Here is a 16,140-nt window from a genome sequence, read left to right as displayed (position 1 = left end):
AATCGAAGATATTTTGCAGATAAACTATTCGATAGGCTCATTATTGCTAACATTACAGCGGTATGATGAAAAACGGATATACATAAAAGATTTAATTAGAATTCTATTAGAGACTGTTTAAATTTTATTAATCAATAATCCTATTGCAGATAATTTAACCATATTTTCAGAGGATTCCTTTAGAAGTTTATATTCTTCTATCATTATCAAACCAAGAAAAAGTATGTTCAATGATTCATCTTTTATAAATGGGTTCAAGCTCTTACTCTTTTTTAATTTTATGTTTTTAAATAGGCTCTTGTTCTGTTTAATTTTTCATATTATTAATGAATTATAGCTTAAAAAGAGAGTAGTGGGTATACTCATTTAGAGTTTAGTTTATATGATGTTTTTTATTTAAACATTCACTTGTGCGATAACAAAACCATTACCTAGGCGAAAGAAAATAGCTGAAAGGTGAAAAAATTAAAATCAGTCAGTTTAAAAACAATGATTCTGTATTGTTATTAATTTAGTAGATTGACTGAATTTCAATTGATATCGTATAAAAAATTAAAAAATATTTAGAATAATAAACTATTGTTGATGTATTGTGTTAATTGGTAAATATTTTATTTGTTTATTTCTAAATTAAGTGAGCTTGAAAAGCTTTTTAATAAAGAGAAATTCTTAGGTTAGTGTTCTTTATTTTTATTTTTTTTTTCAATGAATAGTGATAGAAATCAAGTTATTATTTTGTATTTTTGCCAAAATCTAATTACCAGACAAGTAAATTAATTTGGAAAAAACACATCTGTCTTCCTTATTATTTAAAAAATTAATAACACAGCACCTCACATATTTTTGGTGTATCTTTTTGTTTTTGTTGGTCTCAATCTCCACTTGCGCGCAAACTCCTGTAATACATATTTCAACTGGCACATCAACTGTAGGACTAGGGATTTATATCTCAAATAAACAAGATAGCATCCCTGTGTTTGTAAGCAGCGGTGCTACCATTATCAATGCTCAGGAGCTTAAAAATAGTGAGTTCAAGCATGAAAAACATGAGGTAGAATACACAAAAACTACAGCAAAGCCTGTAAAACAAAATGCTCTATCAAAAGTTTCTAAAAAACTCACCCCGAAAAAAGAAGAATTAAAGCTCGTTAAAGAGTCTAAGTCTAGTGAATTTTTTATCAAATCTAAAGAGAAAAATTCTTTAATCCTTGTTAGAAACCAAGAAGTACAAAAAAATTATCTCATCATTGAGTCTAAGTTTTTGTTATCTGCTTTTCATTTGAAATGCAAAATTCTAAACAGAGAGCAATGCATTGTTGCGGATAAAATCATTATTAATCTTAAAGATAGGGGGCCGCCTTATTATGTTTAAAACAGAAAATTAAAACAAATTTCAATTTTAACATAATTTTAATGAACAAATTTTTCATCAATTTTAAATTTTTATACATCGTAGCTTTCTTATTCTTAGGATTAAGCTATAGTTATGCCGAGGGGTCAAAAGACCTCTATCCAGTTGGTTTATCAGGAAACCGAGCATTTTTGGTGAGCGGAACTGGAGTGATTGCATCTAGTTATCCGTATGCTAACCTTGGAACACATTATGCTTATGTGAAAAGCGGCGAAACCATTCATGCAGCTTCTAGTGCCCAGGGAAGAACTAATGGTAGAATAAAACTTACGGCACCAGATGGTACAGTATATACAAGTGCCAACGATGCAGTAGGCAGAATTCCTGATAGAGCTGCGGAGCTTGCTGGCCCTAGTTCAACAGGTGCTGCCGATGCTAGTACGGGTATGTATTCTACATTTAATAAAGTAGCTACAAGTGCTCAAGTGGGGGTTTGGAAAATTGAATTTATAGCACCAGGAGGTGAAGGTGCATCAAATACAGCTCAAACTGATATTGCTGCTACTGGCAATTGGGCTCAAACAAATAATAATGATACTGCAAGTATCGCAGCTTGGGATGTATCGGTTAGAAATTCTACAGGATGGGTTAATGGAAGGGTTTACACCAACCAGTTTAATTTTATAATTAATGCTAGCTTTACATCAGCTAAATCTTTTTATGGTAAAAACTATGTACTGACCAAAGACGGATATATATATCGTGTAAACAACAATGGCTCTAATGGGATTGCTTTTATTTCGTATGTTAATTCTAAAGGTTTTGTAGACAATGCTAATAAACAAACTTACAAAAGTTTAAATACTTCATCCATTGGTACACTAGGATATCAAGATCCAAGAGCAGTAGATAGCGCTAAGGGCTTGACGCATAAATTATTTTATAATTTACCGTCAACTGATTTACCTACATCTTCCAACAGCGTAGCAGTGCCAGGTGGTGTTTCTACGTGGCTTAAATCTCCTAGATCAACAGCTACAGCTAGTAATATAAAATTTTCGGGAGTAGATGGTACGGCAGGGCAAATGGGCAAAAAAGGAGGTAATATTGCTTTTGATTCAGATTCTCATGGTACGTATGTTGTTCTTATTGAAAGCAACGATCCAAGTGTCGTTTTTCCTGCAAGAACATTAACAGGAGACTCTGATTTGGGGGTTAACACTGTTTTTTGGGATGGAAAAGACGGTAGTGGGAATAACCTGCCCATTACAGGCGATATCCCCGTTAAAGTAAGCGTTACCTTAAAGGGAGGAGAAGTTCACTTCCCTTATATCGATATGGAAATTAACCCACAAGGTATCATTCTTGAATTACTAAAAGCAGATCTTTCTGTAGAATCTGATGTTGTGTATTGGGATGACTCCTCAATTACGGGAGGTCTAGCAACAGAAAAGTCTAATCCTATTACCAATTTAACAGGGTTTAGCAGTACTATCAATGGGCACAAATGGGGAACATACACCGCAACTGGTAATGGTACAGGTGCTAATAGTTTTGGTAATGAAAAATCAATGGATACTTGGTCTTATGTTCAAGGTTCAAAAGTTACAAAAACAACCAGTGTAAATATAAAAGTGGCAGACCTTAAAGTTTCATCAATTACGACTGATAAGAGTAATTTATCAGCAGGCGATACTTTTAATATTCAAGTTAAAGTAAAGAACGATGGCCCAGACGGTGTTACCGGAGCACCTTTTAGCTTCAGACTTCCTGCCGGCTTCGAAGCAAACGGAACCCCGGTCTTCGCAGGTAATAACTGTGGGAGTCAAGATTTAGGAATTACTTACAATACGACAACCAGAATTTATTCTTCAAAATTAGCTTTGCCTAATGGTTGTGAGATTACCTATTCTTTCCCTGTAAAAGTAAGTGTAACACCTCCTACCAACGGAAGCAAAGATTTTACAGCAACTATATTGCGACCTAATGATGTTACCGACCCAGATGCAACTAATCCTGATATCAACACTCCTCCTACAGATCCTTTCTATGAATGTACTAATAACGGATTGGGTGGAGCTTGTAATAACATTAAATCTGTTGTTGTCACTTATTTCAACAATCCTTTTGCTTGTAATGAAAACATGTATATGTCTCAAAACAACCCAACACAATTGAATACAGTTAATACGACTACTTTAACCAATTTACAATTTTCTCCATTGGGGGCTAATTCAGGAATGAATTTTAATGCGATAGGGTATAACGCTATAGATAATCATATTTATGGTATTAAAAACAATACTGGTGAACTTATAAAATTTGGAGCTGATGGTTCATTTGTTAACTTGGGTACTGTTTCAGGTTTACCAATCAATGTAGAATATAATGCTGGTGAATTTGACTTGGCTGGCAATTTATACGTAAAGCAAGGTGGAGCAGGAACCACACTTTATAAAATTAATGTAAGCACAAAAACAGCTTCTTCTATAACGTTGAATAGTAATATCACAGTTTTAGATTTTGCATTTAATAAAAATGATAGCCAACTATATGCGGTATTAGATAATATTGGGCCTGCTCAAAACGGTATGTTGATTAAAGTAAGTCTTACTGGTATTGTGACGAACATTGGTAGTGCAGAGCCTACATTAAGTTCTTTTGGAGGAATGATCGGTGCTAATGGAGAGATCTACGGTTTCTTAAACTCTGGAGGATTTTACAAATTCGATATCGTAACTGGTACAAAAACCAGACTATCAAACTCACCTTCATCATCGATTAATGATGCTGCACATTGCCCTAGTTCGCCCATCAAAGAATTCTATTGCTACAACCCAGCAATTACCGCTGGTACTGCTCAAGATACAAAAGTAGGAATTACTTTACTAAAAAGAGCGAGTTCCCAAGATGCTGATAATTGGCCAATGGTAAGAAAAGGAGCGTTTATGGCTTTAGAATCAAATACCCAAGGTTTTGTGCCGACTAGAATGGCGAAAGCTAACTTAGGAAATATCACAAAACCACAAGAAGGAATGATGGTATATGATACGACAGACAAATGTCTAAAAATCTATACGGGTACAGAGTGGAAATGTTTTAGTACACCTAGTTGTCCATAATTATTCACAGTTTTTAAATAATCTAATCGTTGATAAAATGAAATTTCCTTAGTCAACTTTAGAACTTATTTTATTTCAAAATTATATTAAAATGAAAAAAATAATCATATCATCAATATGTTTAATGATTTCCGGAATGGCTTTTTCCCAAGTCATTATCGGGAACGATACCGGTACGGCCACAGATAAAACTTCGGTTTTACTAGAGTTTGCCAATACTAATGACAGAGGGATTGTGCTTCCTTATCTGCGCACGATGCCTACTACTCCTACAGAAGGAACTATTATTGTAGACGCAACAGATGCTACCAAGGCTAAAATAAAATATTACAATGGTACTTGGCAAGACCTAAGTAGTGGAAATGAGGCAGATATAAGTTCGGTGCTTACAAAACAACCTACAATAACCGAAGGTACTACAGTAGGAACCATTATAGGATCTGATCAGACCTCTGCAAAAGGAGTGTTGGTTTTAGAATCTTCCAACAAAGCGATAATCTTACCACAGGTAACCAGCACAGATGCCGTTATCAATCCTGCCCCAGGAATGATGGTTTACATAAAAGGAACCAACAAGAGATTAGCGGTTTTCAACGGAAGTAAATGGACTTACTGGGCACCATAGATTCTAAAAATATTACAATGATGATAAAGACTACCCAACATGGGTAGTCTTTTTTTGTTCATCTATTTTTTGTTGTAATGACAAAAATTGATACACTAATTTAAGGTTCAGTTAAAGCTAGATATAGAGCCTTAATTTTAAGCTATGAAACGAGAGAATTAATGTTTCAGAATTAGTCCGAGAATGATGAATAAAAATCACATTGCTTTATAAATGGAGCAAAGAGTACGAAGAATTTGGGGAGGGACGCTTTCCTGAGAATCTTTAAACAAAAAATTAAATTGGAAATCTTTGAATATTCTGAAATCTGGTACAAAAAAGGATATCAAAGTAATATAAATTACAAAATAATAGACGAATTTAATAATCAAATGAAAATGTTCACTAATTATACAGCCTAAGAATCTCCACCAATTCGGGTACGGATCGTATGTTCAGCTTCTCAAACAACCTGTTTTTGTAAGTGCTGATTGTCGATGAATGGAGGTTAAGTTGATTAGAAATTTCTTTGAGAGAAAGACCTTCTGCAATCTTATTAGCAATTTGCAATTCGCGGTCTGACAGCGCTTCAAAGGGGGAGTCTTTTGTCGTACCGGTTAATGATCCTAAAAACATCGCTTCTTTTACGACTTCACTTGCATATCTGCCGGTACTAAGCATCGCCGTTAAAGCAGTTTCAATTACAGCATGCGAGCTTTGTTTGCTTAGATAACCACCGGCTCCCATCTTTAGATAACGCATTGCGTACAACTCTTCATCCTGAGAAGAAAATATGAGAATTCTTAAGTTAGGTTGGTGTATTTTAATGTAATCAATCGCTTCCTGAACAGAACCATTAGGCATATTAACGTCCATAATGGCCAGATCCAATTCTTCTTTTAGAATTTCTTTGTACAGCGATTTATAATCCTCAACTTCTGAAATTATAGCAGCAGGTAAGAGTCGTTTAATGGTTTGTATCAAACCCATCCGTACGATACCATGATCATCTGCTACAATAATCCGAACGTTTACTTTTAAAGCCATTATTCAGTAAATTTTACGTAAAAAAAAGGGAAACCGTAGTACCTGCATTTTCAGTGGAAATGATTTGGATGTTTCCATGCATCAATGATACAAAATTTTTAACAATTTTCAAACTTAATCCAACTCCTTTCTCACCAGCAGTACCTTGGAAAACGGCGTTCTCATAAGTGAAAATCGCAGATTGATACTTTTCAGCTATTCCTGTTCCAAAATCAATGACAGAAAGTGTGACCTGATTACCTTCTGTAACTTCCTGCAGGTAAATATCTTGCCCGGGAAAAGAGTATTTAACTGCATTGTTGAGAATTTTGTCTAAAACATATTCAAGCAACAAACGATCGGTTGTAACGAATGCATTGGAATCTCCTTTAAAATGAAATTTAATACTTTTTTCTTTTAATTTAGTAGCATATTTTTCTTCAAAATGGTGAAAAAGATCCATCATTTTGATTTTCTCAGGTTTAATCTTAAATTCCCCGTATTGAGTTTTTAACCAGGAGTTACTGTCGTGAATGGTTTGCAGATTTTTCTGGGCATCGCTTTTTATCTGCGGCAACAAATTAAAAAAATCTTCCTCGCTAATGGTCTTATCTTCCAGCGCTTCTATAATCCACAGAAAATTCCCAAACAGTTCCTTTGAATCATGAGACAACATCGAGATTAGCCCGTTTTTAAAACTGATTTCATCTTCCAGTTTTTCGATTTTTAATTGTAATTCGTTGATAAGGTCTTTCATAAATTAAGTATCATGGGTCTAAAAAAATCTAATCAAGCATTTTTTTAGTATAGTTTTTTATTTATTTTTTTCCGATTCCTATGCCAAAACATTTTTGAATCATAATAAGACAGGGATTGTTTTTAATAAAGCATTGGTTAAAAAGTCTGACACGCCTACTTGCAGACACTTTTCTTTCTCACCAGGCAGAATCCCTATCATCAGTGCAATAATAGGGATTTCGATAGTTTTTTACAAGACTCTTTTTTTTGTTGTTTCAATGCCATTGAAATGAGGCATCTGAATATTGATTAAAACAAGTCCCGACGCTACATGGGTAGCGTCGGGAATAATATTTTTCATTTTTCTAATGGTTTCAACTCCATCCATTACGGACATTTAATCATCCGTAATAATCAAATCGAATTCGGACTTGTCGATGCCGAGGATAAATCTCATTAAAGTGATTGATAAAGAAGAGTTTTATAAGAAAGTAGGCAACTATATACAATTATACACTAAATGGATTTGTTTTTATGTAATTAACTTCTTACATTTGCTTTATAAATATGCAGATGTTATGATTAACACAAATTTCAAATCAATTTTAGACCTTATCAAAGCCTTTCCAGATGAGCAATCATGTATTGATCACTTGGAAAAATTAAGATGGGATGGTGATGTAGTTTCTCCATTTGATCCAGATTCTAAAGTCTATAATTGTAAAGGTAATAAATACCGCTGTAAAAATACAGGCAAATACTTCAACGTAAAAACCAATACTATTTTTGACAACACTAAATTAGGGTTGCAGAAATGGTTTTTAGCTATCTATATAGTTACGTCTCACAAAAAGGGAATTTCTTCTTTACAATTGGGGCGTGATTTAGATATTACTCAAAAGTCAGCTTGGTTTATGTTACAGAGAATTAGAAAATGTTTTGGTATTGAGAACAACAATGATTTAGATAACGAGGTTGAAGCCGACGAAACCTATATAGGCGGAAAGAATAAAAATCGTCATGCCAATAAAAAAATCGATGGTTCACAAGGGAGAAGCACAAAAGATAAAGTTCCGGTAGTTGGGATGGTTGAGCGTGATGGTAAATTAAACGCTTACAAAGTGGAAGATGTAAAATCACACACTTTAACCAGAGAGATAATTAAGAATGTAAAAGAAAGTGCGAAACTTTATACTGACGAATGGTTAGGATATAAAGGAGTTTCAAAAATTTATGATCACAGCATCGTAAAACATAATCAATATCAATATGTTAACGGTAGAATCCATACCAACACAATAGAAGGTTTTTGGTCTTTATTAAAGCGTGGCATCTATGGAATTTATCATGTAACATCAAGAAAACATTTGCAGATGTATGTTGACGAATTCGTTTTCAGATACAATACAAGAAAACACACAACAGAGAATAGATTTAATTTACTACTTTTAAATCTACAAGCTAAATTAACCTATAAAACACTTATAAATGGATAATCAAGAAAATTACGCAAACTTTATATTTTATCAGTCAGAAAATGGGAAATCTAACATTCAAGTAATTTTAGACAGAGAAACTGAAACCATATGGGTGACACAAAAATCAATGTCTGAAATATTTGATGTAGATCAAAGTGGTATAGCTAGACATTTGAAGAATATTTTTGATGAAGGAGAATTAATAGAAAGTAGCAATATGCAAAAATTGCATACTGCAACATCCACAAAACCAGTAAACTTTTATAATTTAGACGTAATTATATCAGTAGGATATAGAGTCAATTCATACAAAGCTACACAATTCAGAAAGTGGGCAACAAGTGTTTTAAAAGAATACATGATAAAAGGCTTTGCCCTAGATGATGATAGATTGAAGCAAGGCAACAAATTATTTGGTAAAGATCATTTTGCTGAATTACTTGAGAGAATCAGAGAAATTAGAGCAAGTGAAAGGCTTTTTTATCAAAAAATCACAGACATCTATGCTACCTCTGAGGATTATAATCCTGAATCTCCAATTACAAAAGAATTTTATGCGACAGTACAAAACAAATTGCATTGGGCTATTCATAATCATACAGCAGCAGAATTGATTAAGTTACGAGCTGATTATAAAAGTCAAAATATGGGTTTAACTAATTGGAAAAACCAGAAAAAGGATGGCAAGATTATTAAAACAGATGTTACTGTTGCTAAAAATTATTTAACCCAAGATGAATTGAGAAACCTAAATAGAGTAGTTACTATGTATTTAGATTTTGCGGAAAATATGGCAGAAAGAAACAGATTTATGAAAATGGTTGATTGGATTGTTAAATTAGATGCATTCCTTTCATTTAATGAATATGATATACTAAAAGATTCTGGAAAAGTTTCTGCAAGTGTTGCAAAAAAAATAGCAGAAAGCCAATACGAGAAATTTAGAGTAATACAGGATATAGAATATAAGTCTGATTTTGATAAACTGGTTGATGAAATTAAAGTTACAGGAAAAATTCCCACACGATCACATTTTAGTATTAACGCATTTCTAAAAGAAGCTGAAAAAGAAAATGAATTATCTGATTTTGATCAAAAATTAAAAAAAGGATTAGGCTTTGACCCTAATGCTGAAAAATAAAACTTTTGCAAGTCTTAAACTTTAATTAGATTTCCAATTCAAACATTAACGACAAAGCGTTTGCTTTTTATTCTACTCACAGGAATCTGGTAAATTCAAAATTAGGTGTAGTATAAATAAGTGAAATGCTCATGCCATAGGGTGTGGGCTTTCCTATTTATTTACCTAATGGCTTACCAGAGCCTCTGTGGGGGTATTTCGGCAAAGTCCCACGCTTTCTGCATTTATAAACTTTTCATTTCGGGACTGAGTGAAGCAAAATGGTTCGATGAAAAATTACTTACTTATCACAATTGCTATTCTAATCTCAGTAATTACGGAATTTTTACTCGGGAGGTATACTTCTGATTCTGGCAGATACTATTTCAAATCAGGAGATCCATCACTATTTGATACAAGTACTGGAAATCTTTATTATTTGGAAGACGGGAAAGTTATTCTAATCAATTATAAAGATAGTTTTGAAAATCCTAAAAAGAAATAAAATGAAAATAATAAGCATAGTACTATTATCTGTCTCATTACTTACATCATGTAATTACGCAAAACAAGAAATAGAGTTGGGTGACCTAAAAAGAAAGAATAGAGAGTTAAATTCCCAAATCCAAAAATATAAATTAGACTCTTTGTTCAAAAGCGAAAATGAAATTAAAGATCCATATAGATTGAGGGCTATTAGAATTATTGATAGTTTAAAATTAAACGACCCAAAAACATTAGAACAAATTGAAAAACAAATTGAAATTAATACGCCTGAGATTGAATATTAACATGGGAGTATTTGTAGGTATAAATAAAATGAGTCCACTTAATTAAAATCAGACTCATAATGGTGAGGCTATTAAATCAAGAACTATTCAAATTTACAAACTTTTCTCTATATGGGGAAAGTTTTTTTATATTAGTGGAAACTAAAAACCAATTAATTATGGATCAAACAACTTATCACAATCTTAAGGGATTATTTTTAAATCTTACAGGAAAAAGAGCAGAAGATGATTTAACTGCTTTTTTCAGCTATGTTAACATGCTTAATTTATTAGATATAAAAGATCGAATGAACGACCTACGTAACAGAATAATAAATATTGAGAACAATAGTACTAGAATTTAAATTCGGTCATTTACTGGAAGATTGCCTGTTTTTAACCAAATAAACATATCAGATGCTTTTTTAATGTCAGATTTAGCAAGTAATAGACATTTTAATCTCAATTTTATTTCATCATCTAAATTAAAATCTGCCATAGCTTTATTTTTAAACGAAGTTACGGCAGATTATTTTTTTTCAGGGTTTGCTCCCTAGTGTATAATTGTATATAGTTACCAGAAAGTATTTTTAAATTGCTGTAAAGCTATAATAAATATTGATTGAGTAAGTGGTATTTTCTTTCCCTACCAAACTTTGGGCACCTGCAGGTGGAATGGTGTATTTTACGTCTAGCCCCCTATCTAAAACGGGTGTTCCGTTAAAGAGTATTTTTTTTGGAGTTTTGGATAAGGGAGTATCTCCAGAATTTCCATCTATGCCAATTTGTAATATGTTGGAATTGATGTCGGTCTGCAGACCTCCTTTCTTGAAATAATTCTCGTCCGATTTTACATACAGTTCAAAACTCTCATTATTGGACAATACAATTTGGTTTGGAATTATTTGTGATTGACCATTGGTGTAATGGGAAGCAGTATTAAAATTGAAGTTTACATTTCGTCCGGAGCTTGGGATAGTAATCTCCGACTTAGGAAGCACCTTGAGCTGAACAGCTGTATTTTGCAAACTGTTTATTGAATTATCTGTACTTATGGCATTGAAATTCAATTCGAAAGTATAAGTTCCGGCTTCAAAAAAATTGTTTTTAAAATCTTCAGGAGAGACATAAAGCTCAGGGCTAAAGCTGTTTCTATTGCCCGCAACAACACTAATATTAGCAGGGGTAAAATTCTGAAAACTGGAAGACAAGGCTTTGGTCGTAAGTGCAGACCCATTGCTACCTAATTTAATGCTTGCTATACTTCGGGTTCCTGGAACACCTTTAGAAGATGTGAACTGAATATTTGCGGAAGTAGCCTTCGCCCACAAATTAAAATCTACTGTATGTGCGATTTCTGCATTATCCAAACTGAACACTCGAGTGCCTGTACTTCGGTAGTCATTCAAAGAGGATATTTCTATGTATTTCGTTAAAGAAGTTGTGAGCCATCTAATAGAGGAAGGAATTACTAAAATTGTTTTAAAATTACGTGGTGTAAAGTCGTTATAGTTTTGAGTGATATCCATAGAGTAACTTCCTGCTCGGTACATATTGGCGGCAAATTGTGAAGCAGGAATTTTAAAAGTAAAATTGATATTTCCACGGTTGAATCCACCCCCAAAACTGGTTGTTGGTGGTTCAAACCATTTTAAGGCACTTGTACTGAAGGACTGAAAACCTGGTAAAGAACCCGAAAGTCCTACAGATGGCAACTGACCACCCATACTTTCTAACTGCCACAGAAGGGTAGAGCTGGGTAAAGTAAACGAGGAAGAAGAGTGAGTAAAATTCGGTCCGGAAACAGAGTTAAATGTAGGAGCTATTGGGAGTAATCCAAAAAAGGTATAATCCCAGTTTGTTCTGTTGGGGTTCGTCATTACCCTTGTAGGAACTGAGGTAAATTCAGTCCTGTTAAAAATATTATTTTCAGGAATCGACAGGTACACGTCCTGAGCTTTTGTGACTGTTGATCCGCAGCAAATGGTAAAAATTCCTATCAAAAAACTCCTCATCGTTTTCATACTTTTAAATTTAAAACTTTTTCACCTTAATAGTAGTGTCTTTCTTCTTATATTCAAGAACTACGGTACCTGAATAACCTTCTTTTGTCACCTGAATCGTTTGATTAGGTTGTGTATAGCTGTATTTATCATTTTCGATGTAGAGGTCGTATTTTCCATCTTTTAGGAAAAACTCAAACTCATTTTTTTGGTTAACCACGGCGGTATGAATTACGCCATCTTCACCTTTTGCATACACCACGATTCCGGTTACATCCGTTTCCACAACATCGTAGGCCTGTTTGATTTCTACTAATTTACCACTTACCCTAATGTTTTTTACCAGACCGACTTTGCGGTTGATATTTTTATTTACCATAATTACAGGATCCATCATCAATCGTGCACCGGCACTTTCGTTCACCTTGAGAGTGTAAATACCATCAGGTACATTCTGAAAAATTACTTTTCCGTTCTTATCTGTTAGCGCAACAAAATTGTCTAGTTTCACTATTTCATTTGCAAGAGCCGATTCTCCTGTCTCAAGAAGTCCATTGAAATTTTTATCTTCAAATAACTGGAATGTCACTTTATGATTTCCGAGAGCCGTAGCTGCAGCAAAAGATTTTTTAATCCCCGCTCTGAACTGGTAATAACTGCCACTGCTTGTATATTCTGCCGTAGATTTATAACCTGAAAAATTAAAATAACCTGTGGTAGACCATGAAGGCGTGATTTTATATTCCAGATTACCACTGATATTGCTGTTTAAGTTTTTATAAAGCTCAGAATAGTAAGTTCCGGCAGTAAAAGATCCACTCAGATTATTATTAAGCATCTGAAAATTATATGAGGCGTATACATTGTAGTTGGCAAAATTACGGTCTGCATTGTAATAAGAATTTAAATCAAAGACATTCATTGCGTTCCATTGAGCTGTTCCGTTTAGGGAGAAGGCTTTATACCTGTAAGACAAAGTTGTTCTTAGACTGTTGAACCAATCGTTATTATTGTTCTCTTTTGAATAAGAATACTCCGCTGTCCAGTTCAATCCATGAGCACCCAATGTTGTGCTTATGTTGGCTTCCATTCGGTAAGAGAAAAGTTCCTGCGATGTATAAAAATTGGCTGTTTTTTGGTTTTCAATTTTTGGAGAAAGTAGGAAATTCCACTTCTTTAGAGAAAACTGATAACCAGACCCCAAAGTTTCTGTACTATTGAAATAATAACGCAAATTAGCGGTATTTCCAGGTTGGATTGGCGCATTCTGGAAACTCAAGAATTCAGGGTCTACTTGTGAATTCTGATATTGTATAAAAGCTCGCTGAGAAGAAGAAAATTGGCGGCTGATTCGCTGATTTGAAAAAAAAGACCCTCTTTTTATCCCCGCATAACTTTTTGTGGCAAAGGAATTAATAGATTGTATATCCCATTTCCCAATCTTCCCCTCGTAATTGGTTCCCATTGAAGCTCCTGTGTTTTCATCTTTGTTCAAAAGGCCTTTTTCGTTGCTGAGACCCAACTCCGTGCGGATGGAGTGTTTATCGTTAAGTAAAAATGATGTTACTGCGTTCGCAACCTGCGTATCTATATTTAAGCGTGGATCATGGTCAAATATATAAGATACTTTCCCATTGACAGATTTAGCATTTCCAAAACCATATTTTGCACCCACTATTTTAGACCCTTCTGTTTGTTGGAAATAAGTACCATAGAGGTTGTAATTATTTTCCAGGGCAAGAATTTCAATCTGATTATTTTGACCAAATTTGGTAGAAGCTTTCCCGCCTCTCCCGAAAACCTGATAATCGTAATCGTTACTATTAACATTTCCCAGTCGTAATACTGTATTTTTTTTCTCAAGTTCCAGCCAGGTATCATATAGGTTATAAAGGCCATCTTCATGATAGTAGTCTGCACCTATATTGAAACGGGATTTCAAATTTTCAGTCACTTGAAAAGCCGTATTTCCTCTCAATTGAAGAAAATTGAAACCTGAACTGTTTTCATTATAAGCAATTTCTGCAAAATTACTTCCGCTCACTGCTTCGTTTCCTCTGGCAATTTGTCTGTTGTTTGATAAAACGACTAAATATAGCGTGTTGCTTCCCACCATTTCATTATTAAGTAAGTCTGTAGCGGTTGCATTAATATTAAATTCCGGGAAAAGCGTATTTTGTTTTCTGACCCTAATTTTAATCTCAACGGTTTGTTTTTCTAAACCTTCCAGAGATACGGTTTGTTGTTTGGGTATCATTTCCAACCCATCAGGAATAGATTGCAAATCAATTTTAACAGTTCGTTTACTATAACCTTGGTTTTCTACAATCAACAGGATTGAAGAGTCGGGGGCAGCAGGATTAATAAAATTTTCATATGATGCCGTATAAATTGCGATGTTTTTGTTTTCGTCTTTGTCAACAAAGAACGAGGCTGTTTCAGTTTTGGTAACCGTTGGACTGTTGTAAGAAACCTTGAAATTGATTTCGTTGGATTTCAGTTTCATAAAATCAAGGTTCGCAATCAGTTTCACAGGAAGATTTTTAGACTGACCGGCACCTAAGGTAAAGTCATTCTTTGGATAGAAAAGCAAACCCGGATAATTTTCCTGAGGCATGATATTCTGAATGGTAATTTCTTCAGAACTTTTATTCTCAATAACCAGGAAATTAGTAAAAGTAGACCCCTTCTTAACAGCTACATTATCATTTTCAAAATGGATTTGAATATTCTTCTTTTCCTGCGCAAAGGCAAACGAAAAGTGCAGAACAAATGCAAAGAATAAGCTTGTTCTTCTTAGAATCGATATTGGCATTCCATTTTGTGGTTTCAAGACAAGACTTAATTTTAAAATTTAAAGTTTTTTTCTCCTACACGTAAATCATTGGATCCAGCCATTTTGATAATAGCCACACCAAGAAAGTTCCCTGAAATGTTCTCAGGTAAAGAAAATTGAACAGTCTGATTGGTATTGGGAAGCATAGAGATGGAAATTGCAGGTAATTTTATTTCCTTACCAGTGTCTGTTTCAGTTAATTCAAACTCAACGGTAGCATCATTGATGGTGTTTCCATCATTCTGGATGTTTACTGCAACTTTTCTGTTTGCTGTATTCTCATTACTCACTTCTGAAATATTGGTAATATCCAAACTTTTTGTCTGATTCCCAGGTGGAGTATAAAAGATATGAAGTCCCACCTCAAATAAGGTGATAATACCGATGCCATTCTGAATACGTGCCTGATCAGCTTGTTGAGGAAGCTGTGTAAAAAACAACATACTGTTCGTAACAGTAGACTTTGATGCGTTTGCCGGAATCTGCATGGTTACTACAATTTCCTTTGTGCTTTTCGCAGGAACTGTTATAGAGTTTTCTAAGGTTGACACCCAAGCGGCATTAGAAGTTTTTGAACTTCCTGCATCAAGATAAACTTTATTTCCATCCTCTTCTCTCATCCAGTCTTTATAGTTGAGATTAAAAACATAATCTTTATCTGAGCTGTTTTGAAGTGTGACTGTCTGTGTCACTTTTTCTCCTGGATTACCGGTAAAAAATAGTCGCGTAGGCGACATAGAAATACTTTGTGCCAGAATTGAAGAAGATGCTGTAAGAATAAAGAAAATGAAAAGGTGAATAAACTTGCGCATGGTGTAAATTGTTTAAAAATAAAGATTCCCAAAACTACTGAAAACGCAGCAAAAGAAAGCTTTACAGATTAAAAAAAATATTATAAAGCAGTGGCAGTATAAGTTACTGTTTGCGTATAAGTTCCGGCAGGTTTACCTAAAATATCTGAAGAAGATGATTTCGCTGCAGGAATGGTGTAATCTAAATTCAGCGTTAATGCACTTCCAAGTGGAGCATTTGTAACTAAAGTTTGATCAGTTGCAGATAAAACAACCGCGCTTTTTGTTCCGCCCATTGTTC

The 16,140-nt window shown here is 34.1% G+C and carries 15 protein-coding genes and 1 pseudogene; 8 read left to right on the top strand and 8 right to left on the bottom strand.

Features of this window, described 5'->3' with window-relative positions; translation table 11 throughout:
- The first annotated feature begins 778 nt into the window (after nt 1-778).
- The 3 genes from AB671_RS04645 to AB671_RS04635 all read left to right on the top strand — a co-directional run bounded on the left by AB671_RS04645 (nt 779) and on the right by AB671_RS04635 (nt 5,098).
- Nucleotides 779-1,372, top strand: coding sequence for a hypothetical protein (locus AB671_RS04645; RefSeq protein WP_157444122.1), 594 nt, complete (start codon nt 779-781; stop codon nt 1,370-1,372).
- A gap of 41 nt (nt 1,373-1,413) precedes the next feature.
- Nucleotides 1,414-4,473: a DUF6923 family protein gene (locus tag AB671_RS04640; RefSeq protein WP_066675781.1), complete on the top strand. Its 3,060-nt coding sequence runs from the start codon at nt 1,414-1,416 to the stop codon at nt 4,471-4,473.
- Between the two features lie 91 nt (nt 4,474-4,564).
- On the top strand, nt 4,565-5,098 hold the full coding sequence (locus AB671_RS04635; RefSeq protein WP_066675779.1) for a hypothetical protein: 534 nt from the start codon (nt 4,565-4,567) through the stop codon (nt 5,096-5,098).
- 384 nt (nt 5,099-5,482) lie between these two features.
- Here AB671_RS04635 and AB671_RS04630 read toward each other — a convergent pair whose 3' ends face one another.
- The 3 genes from AB671_RS04630 to AB671_RS22180 all read right to left on the bottom strand — a co-directional run bounded on the left by AB671_RS04630 (nt 5,483) and on the right by AB671_RS22180 (nt 7,229).
- A complete protein-coding gene (locus AB671_RS04630) occupies nt 5,483-6,124 on the bottom strand; it encodes a response regulator transcription factor (RefSeq protein ID WP_066675777.1) in 642 nt (213 codons plus the stop codon).
- Nucleotides 6,125-6,137: 13 nt separating this feature from the next.
- Entirely contained in the window at nt 6,138-6,860 is a 723-nt protein-coding gene (locus AB671_RS04625; RefSeq protein WP_066675775.1) for a sensor histidine kinase, read from the bottom strand.
- A 231-nt stretch (nt 6,861-7,091) separates the two neighbouring features.
- On the bottom strand, nt 7,092-7,229 hold the full coding sequence (locus AB671_RS22180; protein ID WP_157444121.1) for a hypothetical protein: 138 nt from the start codon (nt 7,227-7,229) through the stop codon (nt 7,092-7,094).
- Nucleotides 7,230-7,419: 190 nt separating this feature from the next.
- Between AB671_RS22180 and AB671_RS04620 the strand changes: the two genes are divergently transcribed.
- The 5 genes from AB671_RS04620 to AB671_RS04600 all read left to right on the top strand — a co-directional run bounded on the left by AB671_RS04620 (nt 7,420) and on the right by AB671_RS04600 (nt 10,574).
- Nucleotides 7,420-8,337, top strand: coding sequence for an IS1595 family transposase (locus AB671_RS04620; protein WP_066675773.1), 918 nt, complete (start codon nt 7,420-7,422; stop codon nt 8,335-8,337).
- Nucleotides 8,330-9,460 carry a virulence RhuM family protein gene (locus AB671_RS04615; RefSeq protein WP_066675772.1) on the top strand — a complete coding sequence of 377 codons (1,131 nt, stop codon included), beginning with the start codon at nt 8,330-8,332 and terminating at the stop codon, nt 9,458-9,460. The genes AB671_RS04620 and AB671_RS04615 overlap by 8 nt, the downstream gene beginning before the upstream one ends.
- A 268-nt stretch (nt 9,461-9,728) precedes the next feature.
- Nucleotides 9,729-9,944: a hypothetical protein gene (locus tag AB671_RS04610; protein WP_066675771.1), complete on the top strand. Its 216-nt coding sequence runs from the start codon at nt 9,729-9,731 to the stop codon at nt 9,942-9,944.
- Between the two features lies 1 nt (nt 9,945).
- On the top strand, nt 9,946-10,230 hold the full coding sequence (locus AB671_RS04605; protein ID WP_066675770.1) for a hypothetical protein: 285 nt from the start codon (nt 9,946-9,948) through the stop codon (nt 10,228-10,230).
- Nucleotides 10,231-10,388: 158 nt separating this feature from the next.
- Complete coding sequence (locus AB671_RS04600; protein ID WP_157444120.1) at nt 10,389-10,574, top strand: hypothetical protein; 186 nt, start codon at nt 10,389-10,391, stop codon at nt 10,572-10,574.
- On the opposite strand, the gene AB671_RS22175 is transcribed toward AB671_RS04600, so the two are convergent.
- From AB671_RS22175 to AB671_RS22450, 5 genes and pseudogenes are all read right to left on the bottom strand, one after another.
- Nucleotides 10,571-10,708 carry a hypothetical protein gene (locus AB671_RS22175; protein ID WP_157444119.1) on the bottom strand — a complete coding sequence of 46 codons (138 nt, stop codon included), beginning with the start codon at nt 10,706-10,708 and terminating at the stop codon, nt 10,571-10,573. The two genes, AB671_RS04600 and AB671_RS22175, sit on opposite strands and share 4 nt — an antisense overlap.
- A 91-nt stretch (nt 10,709-10,799) precedes the next feature.
- Nucleotides 10,800-12,233 (bottom strand): hypothetical protein, encoded by a 1,434-nt coding sequence (locus tag AB671_RS04595; RefSeq protein ID WP_066675767.1) that lies wholly within the window; start codon nt 12,231-12,233, stop codon nt 10,800-10,802.
- Between the two features lie 10 nt (nt 12,234-12,243).
- Complete coding sequence (locus AB671_RS04590; protein WP_066675765.1) at nt 12,244-15,045, bottom strand: hypothetical protein; 2,802 nt, start codon at nt 15,043-15,045, stop codon at nt 12,244-12,246.
- A 14-nt stretch (nt 15,046-15,059) separates the two neighbouring features.
- Nucleotides 15,060-15,860, bottom strand: coding sequence for an Fn3-like domain-containing protein (locus AB671_RS04585; RefSeq protein ID WP_228390888.1), 801 nt, complete (start codon nt 15,858-15,860; stop codon nt 15,060-15,062).
- An 80-nt stretch (nt 15,861-15,940) separates the two neighbouring features.
- A pseudogene (locus AB671_RS22450) lies at nt 15,941-16,140 on the bottom strand (peptidoglycan-binding protein LysM); the annotation flags it as partial.

Source organism: Chryseobacterium sp. BGARF1 (assembly GCF_001677955.1).
Taxonomy (GTDB): domain Bacteria; phylum Bacteroidota; class Bacteroidia; order Flavobacteriales; family Weeksellaceae; genus Chryseobacterium.
This window is presented reverse-complemented; position numbering and strand designations above follow the sequence as displayed.

Excerpts from the sequence above, each read along its gene's own strand:
- AB671_RS04630 (WP_066675777.1), bottom strand. The coding sequence starts at position 6,124 with ATGGCTTTAAAAGTAAACGTTCGGATTATTGTAGCAGATGATCATGGT.
- AB671_RS22180 (WP_157444121.1), bottom strand. The coding sequence starts at position 7,229 with ATGGATGGAGTTGAAACCATTAGAAAAATGAAAAATATTATTCCCGAC.
- AB671_RS04615 (WP_066675772.1), top strand. The coding sequence starts at position 8,330 with ATGGATAATCAAGAAAATTACGCAAACTTTATATTTTATCAGTCAGAA.
- AB671_RS04600 (WP_157444120.1), top strand. The coding sequence starts at position 10,389 with ATGGATCAAACAACTTATCACAATCTTAAGGGATTATTTTTAAATCTT.
- AB671_RS04605 (WP_066675770.1), top strand. The coding sequence starts at position 9,946 with ATGAAAATAATAAGCATAGTACTATTATCTGTCTCATTACTTACATCA.
- AB671_RS04640 (WP_066675781.1), top strand. The coding sequence starts at position 1,414 with ATGAACAAATTTTTCATCAATTTTAAATTTTTATACATCGTAGCTTTC.
- AB671_RS04635 (WP_066675779.1), top strand. The coding sequence starts at position 4,565 with ATGAAAAAAATAATCATATCATCAATATGTTTAATGATTTCCGGAATG.
- AB671_RS04620 (WP_066675773.1), top strand. The coding sequence starts at position 7,420 with ATGATTAACACAAATTTCAAATCAATTTTAGACCTTATCAAAGCCTTT.
- AB671_RS04585 (WP_228390888.1), bottom strand. The coding sequence starts at position 15,860 with ATGCGCAAGTTTATTCACCTTTTCATTTTCTTTATTCTTACAGCATCT.
- AB671_RS04625 (WP_066675775.1), bottom strand. The coding sequence starts at position 6,860 with ATGAAAGACCTTATCAACGAATTACAATTAAAAATCGAAAAACTGGAA.
- AB671_RS04595 (WP_066675767.1), bottom strand. The coding sequence starts at position 12,233 with ATGAAAACGATGAGGAGTTTTTTGATAGGAATTTTTACCATTTGCTGC.
- AB671_RS22175 (WP_157444119.1), bottom strand. The coding sequence starts at position 10,708 with ATGGCAGATTTTAATTTAGATGATGAAATAAAATTGAGATTAAAATGT.
- AB671_RS04610 (WP_066675771.1), top strand. The coding sequence starts at position 9,729 with ATGAAAAATTACTTACTTATCACAATTGCTATTCTAATCTCAGTAATT.